Annotated in this window: 14 protein-coding genes; 13 read left to right on the top strand and 1 reads right to left on the bottom strand. The window is 40.5% G+C overall.

What is annotated here, in order from left to right; all coding sequences use genetic code 11:
- Window positions 1–7 precede the first annotated feature (7 nt).
- The 13 genes from DXC23_RS05910 to fliB all read left to right on the top strand — a co-directional run bounded on the left by DXC23_RS05910 (window position 8) and on the right by fliB (window position 16,794).
- Window positions 8–1,468 carry an alanine/glycine:cation symporter family protein gene (locus DXC23_RS05910; protein WP_242997432.1) on the top strand — a complete coding sequence of 487 codons (1,461 nt, stop codon included), beginning with the start codon at window positions 8–10 and terminating at the stop codon, window positions 1,466–1,468.
- Window positions 1,469–1,943: 475 nt separating this feature from the next.
- Window positions 1,944–3,041 carry a zinc-binding dehydrogenase gene (locus DXC23_RS05905; protein ID WP_117705234.1) on the top strand — a complete coding sequence of 366 codons (1,098 nt, stop codon included), beginning with the start codon at window positions 1,944–1,946 and terminating at the stop codon, window positions 3,039–3,041.
- A 36-nt stretch (window positions 3,042–3,077) separates the two neighbouring features.
- The gene (locus tag DXC23_RS05900) at window positions 3,078–3,785 is read left to right on the top strand and encodes a ribulose phosphate epimerase (RefSeq protein ID WP_117705233.1); all 708 of its coding nucleotides are present in this window, start codon (window positions 3,078–3,080) and stop codon (window positions 3,783–3,785) included.
- Between the two features lie 37 nt (window positions 3,786–3,822).
- A complete protein-coding gene (locus tag DXC23_RS05895) occupies window positions 3,823–5,211 on the top strand; it encodes an MFS transporter (protein WP_117705232.1) in 1,389 nt (462 codons plus the stop codon).
- 96 nt (window positions 5,212–5,307) lie between these two features.
- Window positions 5,308–6,363, top strand: coding sequence for an NAD(P)-dependent alcohol dehydrogenase (locus DXC23_RS05890; protein WP_117705231.1), 1,056 nt, complete (start codon window positions 5,308–5,310; stop codon window positions 6,361–6,363).
- Window positions 6,364–6,402: 39 nt separating this feature from the next.
- Window positions 6,403–7,242: a ketose-bisphosphate aldolase gene (locus DXC23_RS05885; protein WP_117705230.1), complete on the top strand. Its 840-nt coding sequence runs from the start codon at window positions 6,403–6,405 to the stop codon at window positions 7,240–7,242.
- Window positions 7,242–8,207 carry a sugar kinase gene (locus DXC23_RS05880; RefSeq protein ID WP_117705229.1) on the top strand — a complete coding sequence of 322 codons (966 nt, stop codon included), beginning with the start codon at window positions 7,242–7,244 and terminating at the stop codon, window positions 8,205–8,207. Before DXC23_RS05885 ends, DXC23_RS05880 begins: the two co-directional genes overlap by 1 nt.
- 80 nt (window positions 8,208–8,287) lie before the next feature.
- A complete protein-coding gene (locus tag DXC23_RS05875; RefSeq protein WP_117705228.1) occupies window positions 8,288–9,283 on the top strand; it encodes an aldo/keto reductase in 996 nt (331 codons plus the stop codon).
- Window positions 9,284–9,518: 235 nt separating this feature from the next.
- Window positions 9,519–10,274 (top strand): DeoR/GlpR family DNA-binding transcription regulator, encoded by a 756-nt coding sequence (locus DXC23_RS05870; protein ID WP_117705227.1) that lies wholly within the window; start codon window positions 9,519–9,521, stop codon window positions 10,272–10,274.
- Window positions 10,275–10,475: 201 nt separating this feature from the next.
- Window positions 10,476–11,825, top strand: coding sequence for a dicarboxylate/amino acid:cation symporter (locus DXC23_RS05865; protein ID WP_117705226.1), 1,350 nt, complete (start codon window positions 10,476–10,478; stop codon window positions 11,823–11,825).
- 409 nt (window positions 11,826–12,234) lie between these two features.
- Window positions 12,235–13,560: an MATE family efflux transporter gene (locus tag DXC23_RS05860; protein WP_117705225.1), complete on the top strand. Its 1,326-nt coding sequence runs from the start codon at window positions 12,235–12,237 to the stop codon at window positions 13,558–13,560.
- Window positions 13,561–13,840: 280 nt separating this feature from the next.
- Window positions 13,841–15,508 carry a biosynthetic-type acetolactate synthase large subunit gene (gene ilvB / locus DXC23_RS05855; protein ID WP_117705224.1) on the top strand — a complete coding sequence of 556 codons (1,668 nt, stop codon included), beginning with the start codon at window positions 13,841–13,843 and terminating at the stop codon, window positions 15,506–15,508.
- A gap of 260 nt (window positions 15,509–15,768) precedes the next feature.
- Window positions 15,769–16,794, top strand: coding sequence for a flagellin lysine-N-methylase (fliB, locus tag DXC23_RS05850; protein ID WP_117705223.1), 1,026 nt, complete (start codon window positions 15,769–15,771; stop codon window positions 16,792–16,794).
- Between the two features lie 621 nt (window positions 16,795–17,415).
- Here the strand turns inward: fliB and DXC23_RS05845 are convergent.
- The gene (locus DXC23_RS05845) at window positions 17,416–19,176 is read right to left on the bottom strand and encodes a trypsin-like peptidase domain-containing protein (protein ID WP_117705222.1); all 1,761 of its coding nucleotides are present in this window, start codon (window positions 19,174–19,176) and stop codon (window positions 17,416–17,418) included.
- Between the last annotated feature and the right edge of the window lie 266 nt (window positions 19,177–19,442).

Here is a 19,442-nt window from a genome sequence, read left to right as displayed (position 1 = left end):
GAACTCGATGGATTTTCTACAAATGCTGAATGACTTTTTTACAAAGTTTGACAACATTTTATGGGGCGTGCCAATGATAGTAATTTTGCTTGGCGCACACATTTATATGACCGTCAGAACAAAGTTTGTTCAGCGCAAAACATTTAAAGCGATTAAACTTTCTGTTACAAAAGACCCTGATTCAGACGGCGACATCAGCCCGTTTCAGGCGCTTACTACAGCACTTGCCTCTACAATAGGTACAGGTAATATTATCGGCGTAGGTACGGCTATTGCGCTTGGCGGTGCAGGTGCAGTGCTGTGGTGCTGGATTTCAGGCGTGTTTGGTATTGCCACAAAGTATGCGGAGTCGCTTATTGCGGTGAAATACCGTGTAAAAACTCGAGACGGTAAAATGCGCGGCGGCGCAATGTATGCTATTGAAAACGGCGTATCAAAGAAAACAGGAATTAACTTTAAGTGGGTAGCCGTATTGTTTGCGGTATTTGCGTTGTTTGCGTCATTCGGCGTTGGCTGCGGTGTTCAGACAAATGCGATTGCAAAGATTATGGATACAACCTTTAATCCTGACAAAACATATATGCTCCACTTCTTCGGAATGGATATTTCGACGGTTGCGCTTATTTCGGGTATTGTAATTGCAATCTGCGTTGCTCTTGTTATTTTCGGCGGTATTAAGTCTATTTCAAGAGTATGCGAAAAACTCGTACCTCTTATGGCAATACTCTATGTTATCGGTTGTATCATTATTTTATCAATTAACTTTGATGTGCTTTGGCAGACAGTTACACTTATTTGCGAGTCGGCTTTCAGCTTTAAGGCATTAGGCGGCGGACTTGCGGGTACAGGCATTATGATTGCGGCTCGTTACGGTGTTGCAAGAGGTCTTTTCAGCAACGAATCAGGTATGGGTTCTGCTCCGATTGTTGCATCTGCAGCCCAGTCAAGAAACTCGGTTCGTCAGGCGCTTATTTCATCGACGGGTACATTTTGGGATACTGTTGTTGTATGTCTTATGACAGGTCTTGTAATTGTAAGTTCATGTATTAAGAACCCGAACATTGATACAGCTTCGGTTGAGGGCGGCGAACTTACATCTGCCGCATTTGCACAGATTCCGTACATAGGCACACCGATTCTTGTTGTCGGTATCGTATTGTTTGCATTTTCAACAATTCTTGGTTGGAGTTACTATGCCGAGAGCTGTGTTGATTATCTTTTCGGTCCAAATGGAATTATCCCTTACAAGGTGCTGTTTATAGTTATTCTTCTTATTGCTCCGATTACATCTCTTGATATTGTATGGACAATGTCAGATATTTTTAACGCTTTTATGACATTGCCAAATATATTTGCAATGGTGGTGCTCGCACCTGTTATTACAAAGGAAACAAATTATTATCTCTACGGCAACAGACTTGATGAGTACGATAAAACTCCTGTTCCGTTTGTTAAGAGAAGAAAGTAAAAAATGCCCGACTTTAGCGTTAGTAAGCTAAGGTCGGGTTTTTGATTTACAATAAAGATATAAAAGCCTGACACTGCGTGATTTGTGGTGTCAGGCTTATTCTTACTGTTTTAAAACCTAAATAAAAAATGTGGGAAACGCAGAAAATAGACAGAATTTTCCATTTTGTGCAATAGTAGAATTTCGGTTTTGACCAAAACGCACATTTAATAAATAAGCTTTTTATTATAAAAACAGTGTTTAATTAACAAGCGACAAGCGAATAGTAGTAATATTACCATAAAAATTATTTTATATATACAAATAAATGTATTTATTACGGCAGATTACACAAAGAAACGAGAAATTACTTGTGCAAGCATACAAATGTTTAAAAAACAGAAAATAATGCTTGAAATCCACAAAAAGATGTTGTATTATATAGGTGTCAAATAAATAACCGCTTTGAGGCGGAATAAAAAAAGGAGACTTAAATATGCATGCTTTAAAAAGATTCGGAACAGCTTTCGGTGGCTACAAAATGATGGAAAATTATCCCGTACCTGAGTGCGGACCTGATGATATTATTCTTGAGATCAAGGCCGCAGCAATTTGCGGTGCGGATATGAAACACTGGGGCGTAGACAATGGTTATGATGATACAAACTGCGAGGGACAGCAGCAGTCAGTTCGTGGTCACGAGTTTGCCGGCGAGATCGTTAAAGTTGGCGAAAATGTAAAAGACTGGCATGTTGGTCAGAGAGTTGTATCAGACAACAGTGCTCATGTATGCGGCGTTTGCCCGGCTTGCGAAAGCGGTGACTTCCTTTGCTGCGAACACAAAGTAAACCTTGGACTTGACAACAACACATGGGGCGGCGGTTTCTCAAAGTACTGCAAAGTACCGGGTGAAATTCTTGCAATTCATAAACACGCTATCTGGGAAATTCCTGAGGGCGTTAAGTATGAAGAGGCTGCAGTGCTCGACCCAATCTGTAATGCTTACAAGGCGGTGGCTCAGCAGTCACATCTTATTCCGGGACAGGATGTTGTAGTATTCGGTACAGGCCCACTTGGTTTGTTCTCAGTACAGGTTGCAAAACTTATGGGCGCTGTAAACATAGTAATGGTTGGTCTTGAGGACGACACAAAGGTAAGATTTGGCGTAGCTAAAGAGCTTGGCGCTACACATTGTGTAAATGGTTCAAGAGAAGATGTAGTTGCAAGATGCACAGAGATTTGCGGCAGAGATAACCTCGGACTTGTTATTGAGTGTTCGGGTGCAAACATCGCATTAAAGCAGGCTCTTGAAATGACAAGACCAAATGCGGAAATCGTAAGAGTCGGTATGGGCTTTAAACCACTTGAGTTCTCAATCAACGATATTACTTCTTGGAACAAGAGCATTATCGGTCATATGGCTTATGACTCAACTTCTTGGAGAAACTGCATCAGACTTCTTCAGTCAGGTCAGATTAAGGTTGAACCAATGATTACTCACAGACTCGGTCTTTCACAGTGGAGAGAGGGCTTTGACGCAATGGCTAAGAAAGAGGCTATCAAGGTTATCTTCACATATGATTATGACGATTAATTAATAATGTATTAAATGCATTTTGGAGGATTTTCAATGAGAAAGCTAATGATTGCCCCATCGGTAGGTTGTTGTGATTTATTTCACATAGAAGAACAGGTTAAGCTGATTAATGAAAAATCTGATTTTCTTCATATGGATATTAAAGATGGCGTTTATGTACCGAGCTACGGTATAGGCCCTGATTATCTTGATTATCTTAACAAGCATATCAAGAATTTAAAACCTATGGATGCTCACCTCATGGTAAAGCATCCGCAACAGTACCTTGAAACCTTTGCAAAAGCAGGTGCTGCTTACATTACTCCTCATACAGACTGCATTGAGGGCGATGCTTTTGTAACAATACATAAAATCAAAAAGCTCGGTTGTAAAGCCGGCATAGCTTTAAGCCCATCGGTTCCGCTTTCTACTATTGAATATTATCTTCCGTTACTCGATAAAGTTACAATTATGATTGTTGATCCCGGCATCTCAGGACAGCCTGTTGATTTACAGATGTTTGTAAAAATCAATCAGCTGGCTAAACTCAGAAGAGAAAGAGGTTTGAAGTTCATAATCGAGGCAGACGGTTCAATGAATAGCGGCTTGTACCGTCCACTCTATGAAGCAGGTGCAGACCTCGTGGTATTAGGACCTCCGGCATTGTGGAACAAGGATGCGGACTTTAAAAAAGCTTGGTCCATTATGGAGGCAGATCTTGAGCGAGAGCTTGACGGTGCCGAGAGAAAAATCAAATTGTAAAAATAAATCAAAGAAGTGAATAAAAGGAGAAAAATCTATGGCTAGCAAATCCAATGTCAACATTGGCGCAAGACTTGACCGCTTGCCTCAATCAAAATGGCATATCAAAATGTGGCTTGTTACAGCTTTTGCACTTTTGGTATGTTGGTCAAACGGTATCGGCGGTGCCGTTCAGAACATTCTTTTAAACGAAATCCACTGGCTTGAGCCGGGTACAGCCCTCCTTGCAATGTGGGGCACAACTTACACAGCAGGACAGCTCTTTGGTGCGTTAATCGGCGGTCCTATCGGCGACAAAATCGGTCGTAAAAAGAGTATTCTTCTTTACGAAGTTATCCACATCATCGCTATGATTGGCGGTGCATTATCACCAAATGTTTATGTTCTTTATGTATTCAGGCTTTTACAGGGTCTTGCACTCGGTGCATTGCTCGTAGTTCTTTTTGCAGGCTTTACAGAGTATGTTCCCGGTAAAAACCGTGGTACATGGTCAAGCCGTACATCATTCATCGGCAACTGGGCTCACCCGATTTGCAACGGTATCGCACTTCTCATTGGCCTTACAGGTGTAAGTATGGCTATGAACTGGAGAATCCAGTTTATGATTCCTTCAATCCTTTCAATTATCGCTTGCGTATTCATCGTTAAGAAGTTTCCTGAGTCACCAAGATGGCTTGAGTCACAGGGCAGATACGAAGAAGCAGATGCTATTATGACAAGCATTGAAAAAGAAATTGAAAAGTCAACAGGCAAAAAACTTCCTCCAATTGAAGTTAAAGAAGCTAAGCCTGTTAAGAAGCTCCCTTACAGAGCACTCTTCAAAGGCAAACTCTTAAAGCGTACAATCGTTGGTTCACTCGTTCTTATCGGTATGAACACAATCCAGTATACACTTATGAACTGGATGCCATCAATGCTCAAAGGTATGGGCTTTGATACTTCACAGTCACAGTTTATGACAATGTTCGGTTTATTCGGCGCTCCATTCGGTATCTTTATCGCATCTCTCATTATGGATAAAATTCCTCGCAGAGTTATGGGTGTTATCCTTCTCCTCGGCATGGCAGGTCTTGGCGTTGCAACAGGCTTGCTCGCTCCGCAGCTCGGTATGTTTGGTCTTATCGTAATGACCTTCTTGCTTAACACAATTATTTATATGTATGTTTGCTACGCATCAGCAGTATATGTTCCTGAAATGTGGCCTACATCAGCAAAACTTTCGGGTTCAGGCTTTAGTAACGCAATGGGTCGTGTAAGTAACATCTTCTTCCCGTTCCTTGTTACAAGTGTAGCAGCATCTTCATTAGGCTCAGGCGGTGTATTCATTCTTATTTCAATCGTTGCAGTTATCATCGCTGTTGCTATCATCTTCCTCGGTGTTGAAACAAGAGGCGAATCTGTTGAAGACATCGGTGCGGTAGATTAATTTTACAAGTAAGTTTATTGGCATATTATTTACTCGTTTGGCACCCGATTAACCTCGGGTGCCAAGGCAAAACACTTTTTTTAGGGGGTTCTCGTTATGAAAAATTCAGAAGCAATTTTAGTTACACCTAAGCAGTTTGAAATTCAGGAGTGCGCAGTTCCTGAACCAAAAGATAATGAAATTTTAATGAAAGTTGAATATGTTGGTATGTGCGGTTCTGACATTCACGGCTTTGAGTTTGGCCCGTTCATTCCACCTAAGGATCCAAATCAGAAAATCGGTCTTGGTCATGAGGTAGCAGGCGAGGTTGTTAAGGTTGGCGCAAATGTAACCAAATTTAAGGTTGGCGACAAAGTCCTTATAGAGCCGGGTGTACCTGATGATTCATGTGAATATTGCCGTACAGGCAGATATAATATTTGCCCTGATGTGGATTTTATGGCTACACAGCCTAACTACAAGGGTGCACTCACACAGTATATGACTCATCCTGAGGAGTGGACATATCACATTCCTGAGGGTATGACAACAATGGAGGCAGCACTTGTTGAGCCGGCAGCAGTTGGTATGCACGCTGCAATTCTCGGCGGTGCTCAGCTTGGCAAGAGCATTGTTATTTTAGGCGGCGGTACTATCGGTCTTATGGTACTTCAGGCTTGCAAGAGCCTCGGTGCTACTGATATTACAGTTGTTGACATTATGCAGAACCGTCTTGACCTTGCATTAAAGCTCGGCGCAAGCAGAGTTATCAACGGCAAGGAGCAGGATACAGTTGCACTTCTCCGTTCACCTGAATATTTCGGTGACCATGGCTGCGAGCTCGTATTTGAGGCAGCAGGTTCTGTATTTACAGCTCAGCAGGCAGTTCAGATTGTTGCTCGTGGCGGCAAGATTATGATGGTCGGCACACAGTCTAAGCCTGTTCCGATTGACTTCCTCAAGATTAACCGTGAAGTTACAATTCAGACTTCATTCCGTTACTGCAATAACTTCCCACAGACAATCGAGGCTATTGCAACAGGCAAATTCAATGTTAAAGATATGGTTACAAATGTTTATGACTACAAGGATGTTCAGCAGGCATTTACGGATGCTATCGACCCTGTTAAGAAAGCCAATATGGTTAAGGGCGTAATCAAAGTAGCTGAATGATTTTTAAATATTACTATTACTAATGAAAGGTGATTAACTATGATTTCAGATATCAGATATTGGGAAAGAAAAGCAACAGAAGGTCATTATGCAATTCCACACTTCAATGTATGGAATGCTGAAATGCTCATGGGCGTTATAGATGCAGCTGAGGAACTCAGAGCTCCGATTATTATTTCATTCGGTACAGGCTTTACAGGCAACACTTCCTTTGAAGATTATTGCTATATGATGGAGTCAATGGCAAAGAAAGCAACAGTACCTGTAATTCTTCACTGGGATCACGGCAGAAATATGACAATTCTCCACAATGCAGTAAACCACTGTATGAATTCAGTAATGCGTGACGCATCTGCTCTTCCATATGAGGAAAATGTTGCTGAAATCAAGAGATGTGTAGATTATTTCCACGCATACAACATTCCTGTTGAGGCTGAGCTTGGTCATGTTGGCAACGAAACTGTTTACGAAGAGGCTCTCTCAGAGTATCAGTACACAGACCCGTCAAAGGCTAAGGAATTTGTTGAGAGAACAGGCTGTGACTCACTCGCAGTTGCTATCGGTAATGTTCACGGCGTATATTCTTCAGAGCCAAAGCTCGCTTTTGATGTTCTTGAGGCAGTAGCAAAAGAGGTTGATGTTCCTCTCGTACTCCACGGTGCATCAGGTATCGGTGATGAGGACATTAAGAAAGCTATTTCACTTGGTATTGCTAAGATTAACATTCACACAGAGCTTTGTCAGGCAGCTATGGAGGCTGTTAATGCTCACAAGGATGAGCCATTCCTCGCATTAGAGCGTGAGGTTAGAAAGGCTGTTAAAGAAAGAGCTATGTATAAGATTAAATTATTTGGTGATGACGGAAGAGCTGATGAGTAATGAGTAATAAAAAATTAGATGTAATTTGTCTTGGTGCTGCGGTCGTAGATATTCCTCTGCGACCCGTATCAAGAGATATATTCGATATAGAATCATATCCGGTTGACCGTATTGCAATGTCGGTTGGCGGCGACGCTATGAATGAGGCAACAATTATCAGCCGACTCGGCTTTAAGACAGGCATTATCGCTTGTATAGGCGATGATGCGGCAGGTCAGTTTATTCTTAAATCCTGCAAGCAGGATAATATTGATGTTGAGGGAATTAAGGTTGACCCCAACATTGATACTTCAATGAACATAGGACTTGTTACAGATGACGGCGAAAGAACTTTCGTTACAAACCGCAACGGCAGCCTTTGGAAAGAAAACATTGAGCATGTTAACTTTGAAAAGATGAAACAGGCTAAAATCCTTTCACTCGCAAGTATTTTTAACTGCCCGCTTCTTGACGGCAAAGCACTTGTAGAGATATTTAAGGTTGCAAAAGCCGAGGGGATGACAATTACCGCCGATATGATTAAACCTCGCCTTGGTGAGACACTTGACGATATTAAGGAAGCACTCAGCTATGTTGATTATTTCTTCCCTAATTTTGACGAGGCTTGTCTGATGACAGGCGAAACCGACGAGGCAAAGGTTGCCGATGTTCTTTATAATTGCGGTGTAAAAAATGTAATTATGAAGATAGGCAAGAGAGGCTGTTATATCCGCAACAAAGACGGCGCAATGATTGTTCCGGCGTGCAAGGGCGTAACTGCCATTGATACAATCGGTGCAGGCGACAACTTCGCATCAGGATTTATTTCAGCTCTTTTACAGGGCAAAGATATTCGTGACTGCGGTATTTACGCAAACTGCACAGCTGCCATTTCTGTTCAGTATGTAGGCGCTACAACAGGCGTTAAAAACAAGCAGATGGTAGAAGATATGCTTGAAAAATATCATAAGGATTATATTCTTTAAAAACACTTTGCAGCTGCCCTGCATAGTTCCCCCATGCAGGGCAGAAAATCAACTTTAATATGAGAGAAAAGGTGATTACAATGAAGACAATGAAACTTGGTAAAACAGGTATAGATATTTCAAGAATGGGTCTTGGTACATGGTCAATCGGCGGCGGCTCTGCATGGGGCGGCGACCACGACCTTCAGGTTGTAGTAGATACAATCAGAGAAGCTCCAAAGCTCGGCGTAAATCTTATTGATACTGCTCCTGGTTACAACTTTGGCAACAGCGAGAAAATTCTCGGCAAGGCTCTTGAGGGTATGAATCGTGAAGATGTTGTTATCATCACAAAGTGCGGTGTTACATGGGATCAGGAGATGAAGGGCGACCTTTTCAATAAGGTAAACGGTATTCAGCTTTACAAAAACCTCAACAGTGCGTCTATCAAGAGAGAGATTGAAGAATCACTCAAGAGAATGGGCACAGATTATGTTGATGTATATATGACACACTGGCAGTCAATCGAGGGCAGCGAGTATTATGTTCCGATTCAAAAAACAATGGAAGTGCTTAATGACCTTAAGGCTCAGGGTAAAATCAAGGCTATCGGTGCAGCAAATGTTGACATCAAGCAGATTGAAGAGTACCTCAAGTGGGGCGAGCTTGACATAGTTCAGGCTAAGTATTCAATCCTTGACAGAGGCATTGAAGATGAGATTATTCCATGCTGCCGTGAGAACGGTGTTACAATTCAGGCTTATTCACCACTTGAAATGGGTCTGCTTTCAGGCACAATGCCAAGAGATTACAAGCCTGTTGGCGCTCAGATTCCTAAAAAGTGGTTCCAGCCTGAGAATATGCAGAAAGCTATGGATGTTATGGATCAGTGGAAACCACTCTGCGAAAAGTACAACTGTACTATCGCAAACCTTGCACTTGCTTGGATTCTTGCACAGGGTGACTTCATTAACCTCCTCAGCGGTTCAACAACTGTTGACCAGATTGCTGAAAATGTTAAGTCAGCAGAGCTTGAGCTTGAGGCTTCCGATGTTGCTATGATGCGTGAAATGGTTGAGGCAATCGACAAGGATTAATTATCTAACAAGTTTTTTCAATATATTTCGTATATTTGTTTATGTGCTCTTTTTTAGTCAGCTGTCTGCGGTAAAAGCTCAGCCGCAGACAGCAACTAACCCTCAAAAACATATTTCTCTAAATGTTAAAATTTTGTATTTGTTTACATAAAGTCTTTACTTATTAGATAATAATTGTTAAAATATAATATAGTTAATTGATGAGAGATATTGTTGTTTTAGGAGAAATGTACTGATGGAAAAAAGAATTGATAAGATAAAAAAAGAAATAGAGCTTTCGGGCGAGGTCTTTGTAACCGACCTCAGCAGGAAATATGATGTTACGGAGGAAACAATCCGCCGTGACCTTGAAAAGCTCAAGAACGAAGGACTTATTACAAGAACCTTTGGCGGTGCGGTGCTCAACACAGTAAGCCAAAAGGATCATATTCATTTCTTTAAAAGACGTTCTATTAATAACGAAGAAAAGAAAAAAATCGCCGAAATTGTGTGCGGCAGACTTTCTGATGTAAATACAATTATGGCAGACAACAGCACCACTGTAATGGAGGTGGTAAAGCTGATTAAGAGCAACAGCGATATTACCGCTATCAGCTTTTCTACTCAGATTTTGCAGGAGCTTGAAGGTGCAAAAATGAAGGTTATTTCTACCGGCGGTACATATGACGAAAACTCTCTTTCGTTTCAGGGTACACTCGCAAAAGAAAATATTGCAAGATATAATGTAGATGTTGCTTTGCTCGCCTGCAAGGCACTCGATATAGAAAAAGGTATTATGGACTCCACAGAGGGAGAGGCAGTGCTGAAGTCGGAAATGGCAAAGAGAGCCTCAAAGGTAATTCTTCTTGCGGACCATACAAAATTTAATCAGACAGCTTTTGTTAATTTTCTTACATGGGGCGATGTTGACTGCATTGTTACCGATAAAAAGCCTGACGATAGGTGGCTTGACTTTTGTGCGGGCAACAATATTGAGCTTTTGTATGAATAAAAAATCAGCTGTCGGCGTTAATATTAATTTGAAAATAAGCCATAGTGCTTTATATATATTTTAAATTATTTTTGACAATTTAATATTTTTTAGTTTGTTTTTGATTATTGGTTATTATTGGTGGAAAAACTGCATATGTGGGGCTTTTAATATGCGGCACACCTTATTATAGCGTTTAGTGATTAAAAAGGAGATGTAGAAATGAAATCACAAAAGCAAAAATCTTCAATAGTCAAGAAAATGCTGATTGCTGTTGCTGCCGGATTTGGTGTTGGTATTATCTGTCTTTTAATTAAGGCACAGCTTGTCGGTACGGATGCCGAGGGCATATGGAAGGTAGTTGACGCTATTTTCTTCCAAGATATTACAGCCACTACCAAAATCGAAGGTATAGGACTCTTTTATATTATAGGACAGCTTTTTATGCGTGGACTTCAAATGATGATAGTTCCGCTTGTACTCTGTTCACTCAGCCTTGCTCTTTGCAGTCTTGCAGACCCTAAAAAGCTTGGCAGAATAGCCGGTAAAACTTTTGTGTGCTACCTTTGCTTTTATATAGTTGCAGCCGCTCTTGCAGGTGCAGGCGCTTACTTTGTAAAATCAATGGGTTGGTTTAATGTAAATCTTCCGGCTCAGCAGGCACAAGACCTTGTAACTATGGACGGTTACAATCCGCTTGTTACTGTTGTTAATGCTGTTCCTTCAAATATAATTAATGCGTTGTCATCAAATAACGCAATTCTCTCGGTTGTTGTAGTTGCCATTGTATTGGGACTTTGTATGACAGCTATGGGAGAAAAAGCGGCTCCTTTAAAGAGAGTTATTGAGGTTTTAAACGATGTTGTTCAAATGGCACTTAACTTCCTTATCAATAAGGTTGCTCCTGTTGCTATTTTCTGTATGATAGCAAGAGCATTTGCTGTATATGGTGTTGAGTACATTTCACCTACACTCGTGTGGATTGCTACAACAATCGTTGTCAGCCTTTTGCTTGTTGTTACAATTTATCCAATCGGCATATTCCTTACAACTCGTTTAAATCCATTTACATTCCTCAAAAAGAGCGCAAAAATCGGTATGTTTGCTGCTGCTACAAATTCATCAGCCGCAACATTGCCGCTTAATACAAAAACTTGTACCGAGGAGCTTGGCTGCTCAAAGGATATTACAAGTTTTGTATTGCCAACTGGTATGACCGTTAATATGAACGGTACAACAGCAATGCATATGATAGCAATTACATTTATTGCTACCGCAGCAGGTGTGGAGATTACACCTGTAACATTAATGCTTACAGCTTTCTTGTCAATCTGTACCGCAATCGGTACACCGGCTATTCCGGTAGCCGGAACAACAATGGTTTATGTTGTAATGATGGGACTTGGTTTAAATTCAGAGCTTTGTATGATCGGATATTCTTTGATACTTGCTATGAACTACCTCCCGGGTATGGCAGTTATTACTCTTAATGTAATCGGCGATGCCGCAACAAATGTTATAGTTTGCAGCAAAGAGGGCAAACTTGATAAAGAAGTTTACAACAAAAAATAAGGCCTTTCTTTATGCCCCTTAAGAAATCAAATTTTACTCCCGTCATTATGGCGGGAGTTTTTTGTAAAGGTTCTTTATCACAAGTTGGAGTAATTTATGGTTTATCGCACAACTTTAGCTAAATAATTTAAAATTTCAAGCCTTTGTAAATTAAAGGTAAAGTTTAATAGAAATTTCCGTAAAAATTCATGGTTTTGTGTAAGTTTATTTTTAATAAATAAGTGTAAATATTTGACATAAAAACAGCTTGCAAATACTGTACTTTTTCGGCATTTTTAAATCTTGACAAATCTGTAAATCGGTACTATTATATGTACGAAAAACAGAAAATGTATAGAAAAAGGAATGAAAAACAAACAAATCAAAAATTTTGATGTTGTTTTTGATGAAAGGGTAGGAAAGGTAGTATATGTTTTCAAACAAATATATTTTCAGACTTATTGTTCCTCTTATCTTTGAACAGCTCCTTGCGGTTAGCGTGGGAATGGTTGACACATTTATGGTATCAACAGTCGGACAGGTTGCGGTTTCGGGTGTTGCACTTGTTGATAATATAAATAGGTTAATCATTCAGGTGATGGCGGCTTTTGCCACAGGCGGACTTGTAATTGCAAGTCAGTATTGCGGCTGCAAGGAAACCGAAAGGGCAAAGCAGACCTGCGCTCAGCTTGAAACGCTTATGATGATTTTCTCGCTTGCGGCAACAATCTTTTTCTGCATATTCACAAACCCAATGCTCTCGCTTATTTTCGGTTCAATTGAGCAGGATGTAATGGATGCGGCGTGTATTTACCTGTTCTTTACGGCGCTTTCGTATCCGTTTTTGGGTATGTATAATGCCGGTGCGGCAATTTTCAGAAGTACAGGCAACAGCAAAATCAGTATGCAGATCAGCATATTGATGAATATAATTAATATCAGCCTTAATGCTGTGTTTGTTTATTGCTGCGGACTCGGTGTTGCCGGTGTTGCGCTTGCCACATTAATAAGCAGAGTAGCCGCAGGATTTATTATGAGCGGATTTATTTTTTCAAAAAAGAATCCTATGGAAGTCAGAGAAATCAGAAAGTTTATTCCAAAAAAGAGTTATGTAGTCAGAATTTTAAAAATCGGTATTCCGAGCGGCATTGAAAACGGAATGTTCCAGATTGGTAAAATCGTTGTTGTGGGAATGGTTGCTACACTCGGCACTGACGCAATCGCCGCAAATTCAATAGCGTTTCAGATTATCGACTTCCCAAATATTCCCGGTACTTCAATCGGACTTGCAATGGTTACAATAATCGGACAGTGCGTTGGCGCTAAGGATATGGACGCCGCAAAGTTCTACACAAAAAAACTTATGATAATGACTTACATTGGCGACTGGGCATGCAAATGGCTTTTGTTTGCGTTTGCTCCGCTGTTTGTAAATATATTTTCACTTTCGCCTTCGGCAAGCGATACGGCGGTATTTGTACTCAGATGCTTCAGCATCGCCTCACTTGTAGGCTGGCCGCTCAGCTTTGCTTTGCCAAATGCACTCAGAGCCGCCGGAGATGTAAACTTCTCCCTCGGAGTAAGTATGATTTCAATGTGGATATTCAGAATTGTATGCAGCTATATCCTTGTTATGGTGCTTGGTATGGGCGTTTTGGGAGTATGGATAGGAATGTTCGTTGATTGGTACGCAAGAGCAGTGGCATACCTCGCAAGATACCTCTCAGGCAGATGGAAAAAGCATAGAATGGTTTAATACAAAAAATTTAGTTTAATAAGTTTAAAGTTGGGTCAGCCTTTGAAAAGGTTGACCTGATTTTTATATTCGGGACGGATGGTATTGCTTTTGTTTTATTTTTGCCCACCAAAATTACGCTAAACAATAATTCACACTGACTTTTGATAAAGAACCGAAAAACATTGACTTTTTTGCTGTTATTATGTAAAATAAAAAGTAGCGTATATATAAAACTCATTAAGCTAAAGGCATAGATATATAGATAAAGTGTCGTGTAAAGAGGATTGGAGAGAGGAAAATGCAGCTTTCAGGTGCAGAAATTATTTGTGAATGTTTGTTAGAGCAAGGAGTTGATACCGTTTTCGGCTATCCGGGTGGTGCGGCTCTCAATACATATGACGCTCTTTATAAGTACAGCGACAAGATCAAGCATGTTCTTACCGCTCACGAGCAGGGAGCATCTCACGCAGCAGACGGTTACGCAAGAGCTACCGGCAAAACAGGCGTTGTTATTACAACCTCAGGCCCGGGTGCTACAAATATAGTTACAGGTATTGCTACCGCTAATATCGACAGTATTCCTGTTGTTGCCATTACAGGCAATGTTACCACAGACCAGCTCGGCAGAGATAGCTTTCAGGAAGTTGATATTGTAAATATCGTAAAGCCTATTACAAAGGCAAGTTTTATTGTAGAAAAGGTTGATGACCTCGCCCCAACTCTCCGCAAGGCTTTTGAAATTGCTCAGTCGGGCAGAAAAGGCCCTGTTCTTGTAGATGTTCCAAAGGATGTTACAGCTAACAAGACAGAGTTTGAGGCTGTAAAGCCACAGGAAATTCCAAGAGTAAGCATAAAGAATCCTGAAACAATCAAAAGGGTTCAGGATATGATAAGAAAATCAAAGCAGCCTATTATTTATGCAGGCGGCGGTATTATCAGCGCAAACGCAACCGAGGTTTTCAAAAAGTTTGCCGAGCTTACAGACATTCCTGTTTGCTGCTCACTTATGGGACTTGGCTGTATTCCTGCCGACCATCCGCTTTGTATGGGCAATATAGGTATGCACGGCGGATATGAAACAGGTATGGCTACCGATAAATGCGACCTTATTATTACTTGCGGCGCAAGATTTTCTGACCGAGTAGCAGGCGACAGAGATAAGTTTGGCGCTCAGGCTGAAATTGTGCAGCTTGAAATTGACGAAAAAGAAATTAATAAAAATGTTAAGGTTAGCGAGTATGTGCTCGGCGACCTTGAAAATATACTTGAGGCACTTTGCGATGGTATGGAACAGCAGAATCATTCAGAATGGCTTTCTGTACTCGGCGAGTGGAAACACTTTTTAGATAATAAAATTCCTGCTGATGACAAGTACCCTCAGCCAAAAGATATTCTTGACGCACTCAACGAAATCAAGAGTGACGATGATATTGTTGCTACCGATGTAGGTCAGCATCAGATGTGGGTTGCTCAGTTCAACAAGGCTCAGACTCCACGAACATTCCTTACTTCCGGCGGTCTTGGCACAATGGGATTTGGTATGGGTGCAGCAATCGGCGCTCAGATGGCTTACCCTGACAAGAGAGTAGCTCTCGTTACAGGTGACGGCAGTTTCCATATGAACTTAAACGAGCTTGTTACAATGAAATCTTACGATTTGCCTGTTGTAATTCTCGTTATGAACAATACTGTGCTCGGTATGGTTCGCCAGTGGCAGAAATTGTTTTACGGCAACCGTTTTTCTCAGACCGATCCTCATCGTGCAACTGATTTTGTTGCCCTTGCAAATGCGTTCGGCATTGACGGAATGAGAATTAACACAAAAGAGGATATTAAGCCCGTACTCGAAAAGGCATTTGCGCTCAATAAACCTGTTCTTGTTGATTGCAGAATCAGCCCCGATCAGAATGTACTTCCAATGATTCCTCCGGGAAAGACAGTAAACGAAATAATCACTGAGATGTAATTTTTACTCCCGACTTTAACAGTAGTTACGGTCGGGAGTTTTTAACATTTTATTATGCTGATGTTGAAAAATTGGGCTCTTTATCAAAAAGTTGGGTAAATTGTGGCTTAACACACAAAGTTTAGTTTTATAAATTTTAACTTCGGGACGGAAAGTTTAGGCTTTTTGTTACTTTTTTTGCCCGACCGAAAGTGTGCTAAACCATTATTAATATTACTCCAACATAGAATAGAACTAAAAATAAATGCGAGAGGTACACTATGAAAATTGCTTACCACGAATTTTACAGGAATTTTAAATGTATTGCAAATAAATGTCCCGACAGCTGCTGCAAGGAATGGGATGTTGTGGTTGATGATGACAGCTATTTAAAGTATAAAAACGCCGAGGGCGAAATTGGCGAAAAACTGAGAAATGTTATGACGATAGATTCAGATGGCGACAGGATTTTTACCCTTGACAATAGCCGTTGTCCATTTTGGAATAAGAATATGTTGTGCGATATTTATATAAACCTCGGCGAAAACTCGCTTTGTGAAACCTGCAAAAGATTTCCGAGAATTATTCTTGACTACTCGAAATTTCAAGAAAAAATACTTTCGCTCGCTTGTCCCGAAGCACTCCGACTTATGCTGAAAAAGGGCGCAATGCAAAAGTTGATTGTTACACAAGATGAAAAAATCGCTGAGCCTTGCGACTATGATACTGAGGTAATGGATTTGCTGTATAGCGCAAGGGAGAAGATTTTTTCTGGACTTGGCAATGACAACAATGGCATTTTTGATTGCCTGGATATGATATATAAAATCTGCATTGAGGTGCAGTCTGCGCTTGACGGAGTGGAGTATGAGGCTGAAACAGAGTTTGACGAAAACGGCTTTATTGCTGACTACAAGCAGACAATAGACTTGCTTTTGCAGCTTGATATTATGACAGACGAGTGGAAAGCCTTGCTTGAAAGGGCAGAAAAATATAAAGCAGACAGCAAAGATATTTTGCGTTTTAGCGAGTATATAGGCGAATATGATTACGAATACAAAAATCTAATGTATTATTATGTTTACCGATATTTTCTTAATTCTATTGTTACCTACGATGTTACAGAGTGCTTTAGCCTTATTTTGCTTGCGGTAAAATCTGCGTATATCCTGCAATTATTTTTGTTTGTGAATAATGGCGGACTTAATATTGAACAAAGGCATAGAATAATAGGACTTTATTCAAAAGAGGTTGAACATTCCTATGAAAATATTGAATATCTGAGGGAAAAATTTTTTAATTCTTAAATTATGGTTTAGCTGATTTTCGGTCGGGTAACAAAGTACGGCAAAAGAAAATGTTTCTGTCCCGAATGTAAAAGTTTGGTCAACCTTTTCAAAGGTTGTGGGTGTGGGCAACGCCCACAAATACTTTATGTTATTGCAAATTCTGATAGCCAAACAGCAAGCTGTTTGGCGAATTGAACATAATGGCGAGAGCCAATGCGACAGCAACAAAAAGAAAAGCTACGCTACTAAAACTACTAATTTGCCACTTTTTAAGGGCAAATTAGCCACACACGCAAACTTTTGCATCCTTTATATTATCTTTTCTCTAAGACCGCTAAAGTGTGACTTTCTTACTTTCTGCCACTTATTAATCTTGACTTTTGTTTTATTTTAAGGTCTTGAACAATCTAAGGTTTATTTATCCTATGATATAAATTCAACCATTTGTTTTTATTAAAAATCAGTGTGTTTTTAATGTTTTATGGGCTCTGCCCAAACCCGCAACCCTTTAAAAAGGGTTGACCTAAATTTTGAATTTATTATACTAAACTTTATGTGGTAAACCATAATTTAGCATTTTTGGTAAAGAAAAAAGACCGCTATCATTTGAAAGCGGTCTTTTGAATTTATTGATTTTTATTACTTGCTTTCCTGCAATGTAATTGTTACCTTGCCAGTGCTTGAGTCAGAGGTGCGGTAATATTCAAGCTCGAGCTTATCGCCTGCTTTGTGGCTTTCGAGTACATCGTAAAACTCTGCAAAGTTAGATATTTTTTTGCCGTCTGCACCGGTGATAATATCGTTTTGCTTTAATTCTGTATTGCCGCAAGGACCGTCCTCGTCTATGCTGTAAATTGCAATGCCTGCCGGAATATTTCCACGGCTCTGAACATTCTCACCTACAACACCAATCATTACTCTGCCCTGCACATAGCCGTATTTCATAATATCGTCAATTACATCTTTTACAGTAGCTGACGGAATAGCAAAACCCATTCCTTCGTAATCGGTAGCGGCAATTTTTGATGATGAAACGCCTATTACCTGTCCGAACATATTTACAAGCGCACCACCCGAATTGCCCGGATTTATAGCTGCGTCTGTCTGAATGAATTTTACATTTGTTGTAATACTGCTCTGTCTGTCAACGGCAGAAACAATGCCCTGAGTAATTGAGTTGCTGTACTTAATTCCGCCCGGATTTCCGATAGCAATTACATTTTCACCAAGTGCAACATCTTTTGAGTTGCCAAAGTTTGCGGCTTTAAGACCGCTTGCATCGTCCATTTTAAGAAGTGCAAGGTCTGTGCGTGTATCGTAACCAACCACACCTGCTTTATACTGCTTGCCGTCTGAGGTGACGATTTGTATAAGGTAAAGTGTTTTGCTGTTGCCGATTACATGAGAGTTTGTTACCACATATCCGTCTGAAGTAATAATAATTCCGCTGCCCTGCGATGTGCACTGCGAATCGTCTGTAATTTCGTCCGAGTAGCAAAGCACACCTACGATTGAGTCTGTGATTTCGTTGCTTGCGTACTCTGTGTTGTATTTTGAATCTTTAGTGTCGCTCGGCTTAGCCTTTAAATCAATTCCCTCGTAAGACGGATTTGTTTTGTTGCTGTAATCCGATTCGCTATGATCCTGAGTGCTTGAGTTGTTGTTAAAGTACGGACTGTCACTCGGGAGTGTGAATGTGTAGCTGTTGCTGAAATTATTTGATTTTGACGAATTTGCCGCTATCGATGCAACAATTCCACATAGACTGCCCACACAAAGAATTGAAAGCACAACTATTATTACGATTATGCCTGGCGACATTTTTTTGCGTGGAATATTTGGTATTGGCGGCTGAGCATATGTATTTGAATAATTAACAGGCGCACCCTGCTGTGTGTACGGCTGATACTGTTGCTGATTAAAGTTTGAATTTTGATAATTTTGCTGTCCGTACTGAGGGTACTGCTGATAATGCGGATACTGCGGCTGTCTGTATTGCGGTTGCGGCTGCTGATACGGCGCTCTGCCGTTTGCCTGCGGATTGCCGTATTGCGGATAGTACGGCTGCTGCGGATTTACAGGCTGACCGTACGGCTGATTATAATTTTGGTTGTACTGTCTGCCGCCGTTGTTTTGATAATATCCGTTTTGCTGCGGCTGTCTGAAATTCGGCGCTTGCTGTGCAAAATTGCTTTGCTGAGGCTGATTTTGCGGAAAGGCGCTTTCGTAATTATTTTGCGGTTCATCGTAAAACTGCTGTGCATTTTCGCCTGCATTGTCAACAGCCTTTGCACCGTCCTCGTTTTCGTTTTCAAAAACAGGAGCAGGCTGTGGCTCGTTTGGCTTTTCTGTAAATGGCTTTTCAGGCTCAAACTGATTATTATTAAAATTATTATCCATAAAAATATCTCCTTATCAGGGCAATTTGCCTGATTGCAAGTATTTCAAATTTACTTTGCTTTAATAATTATATATCTTTATCGCTTTAAAAGCAACAAAATTATATCATGCTTATGTGAGTGTATGTTGAAAATTAGGTGATATTCCGAGAATTTTCCTGTAATTTCTGCAAAAAAGCAAAAAACTTTTGCAAAAGGCTTTATATTTGAAAAGTTTTATTGTATAATAAAAGTAACTCGGAGCGACTATGCTTTTTGTTCCGAAAA

Source organism: Eubacterium sp. OM08-24, from assembly GCF_003438075.1.
In the GTDB taxonomy this organism is placed as follows: Bacteria; Bacillota; Clostridia; order Oscillospirales; family Acutalibacteraceae; genus Ruminococcoides.
The sequence above is the reverse complement of the archived record's forward strand: the minus strand, read 5'-3'. Positions and strand labels throughout refer to the sequence as shown.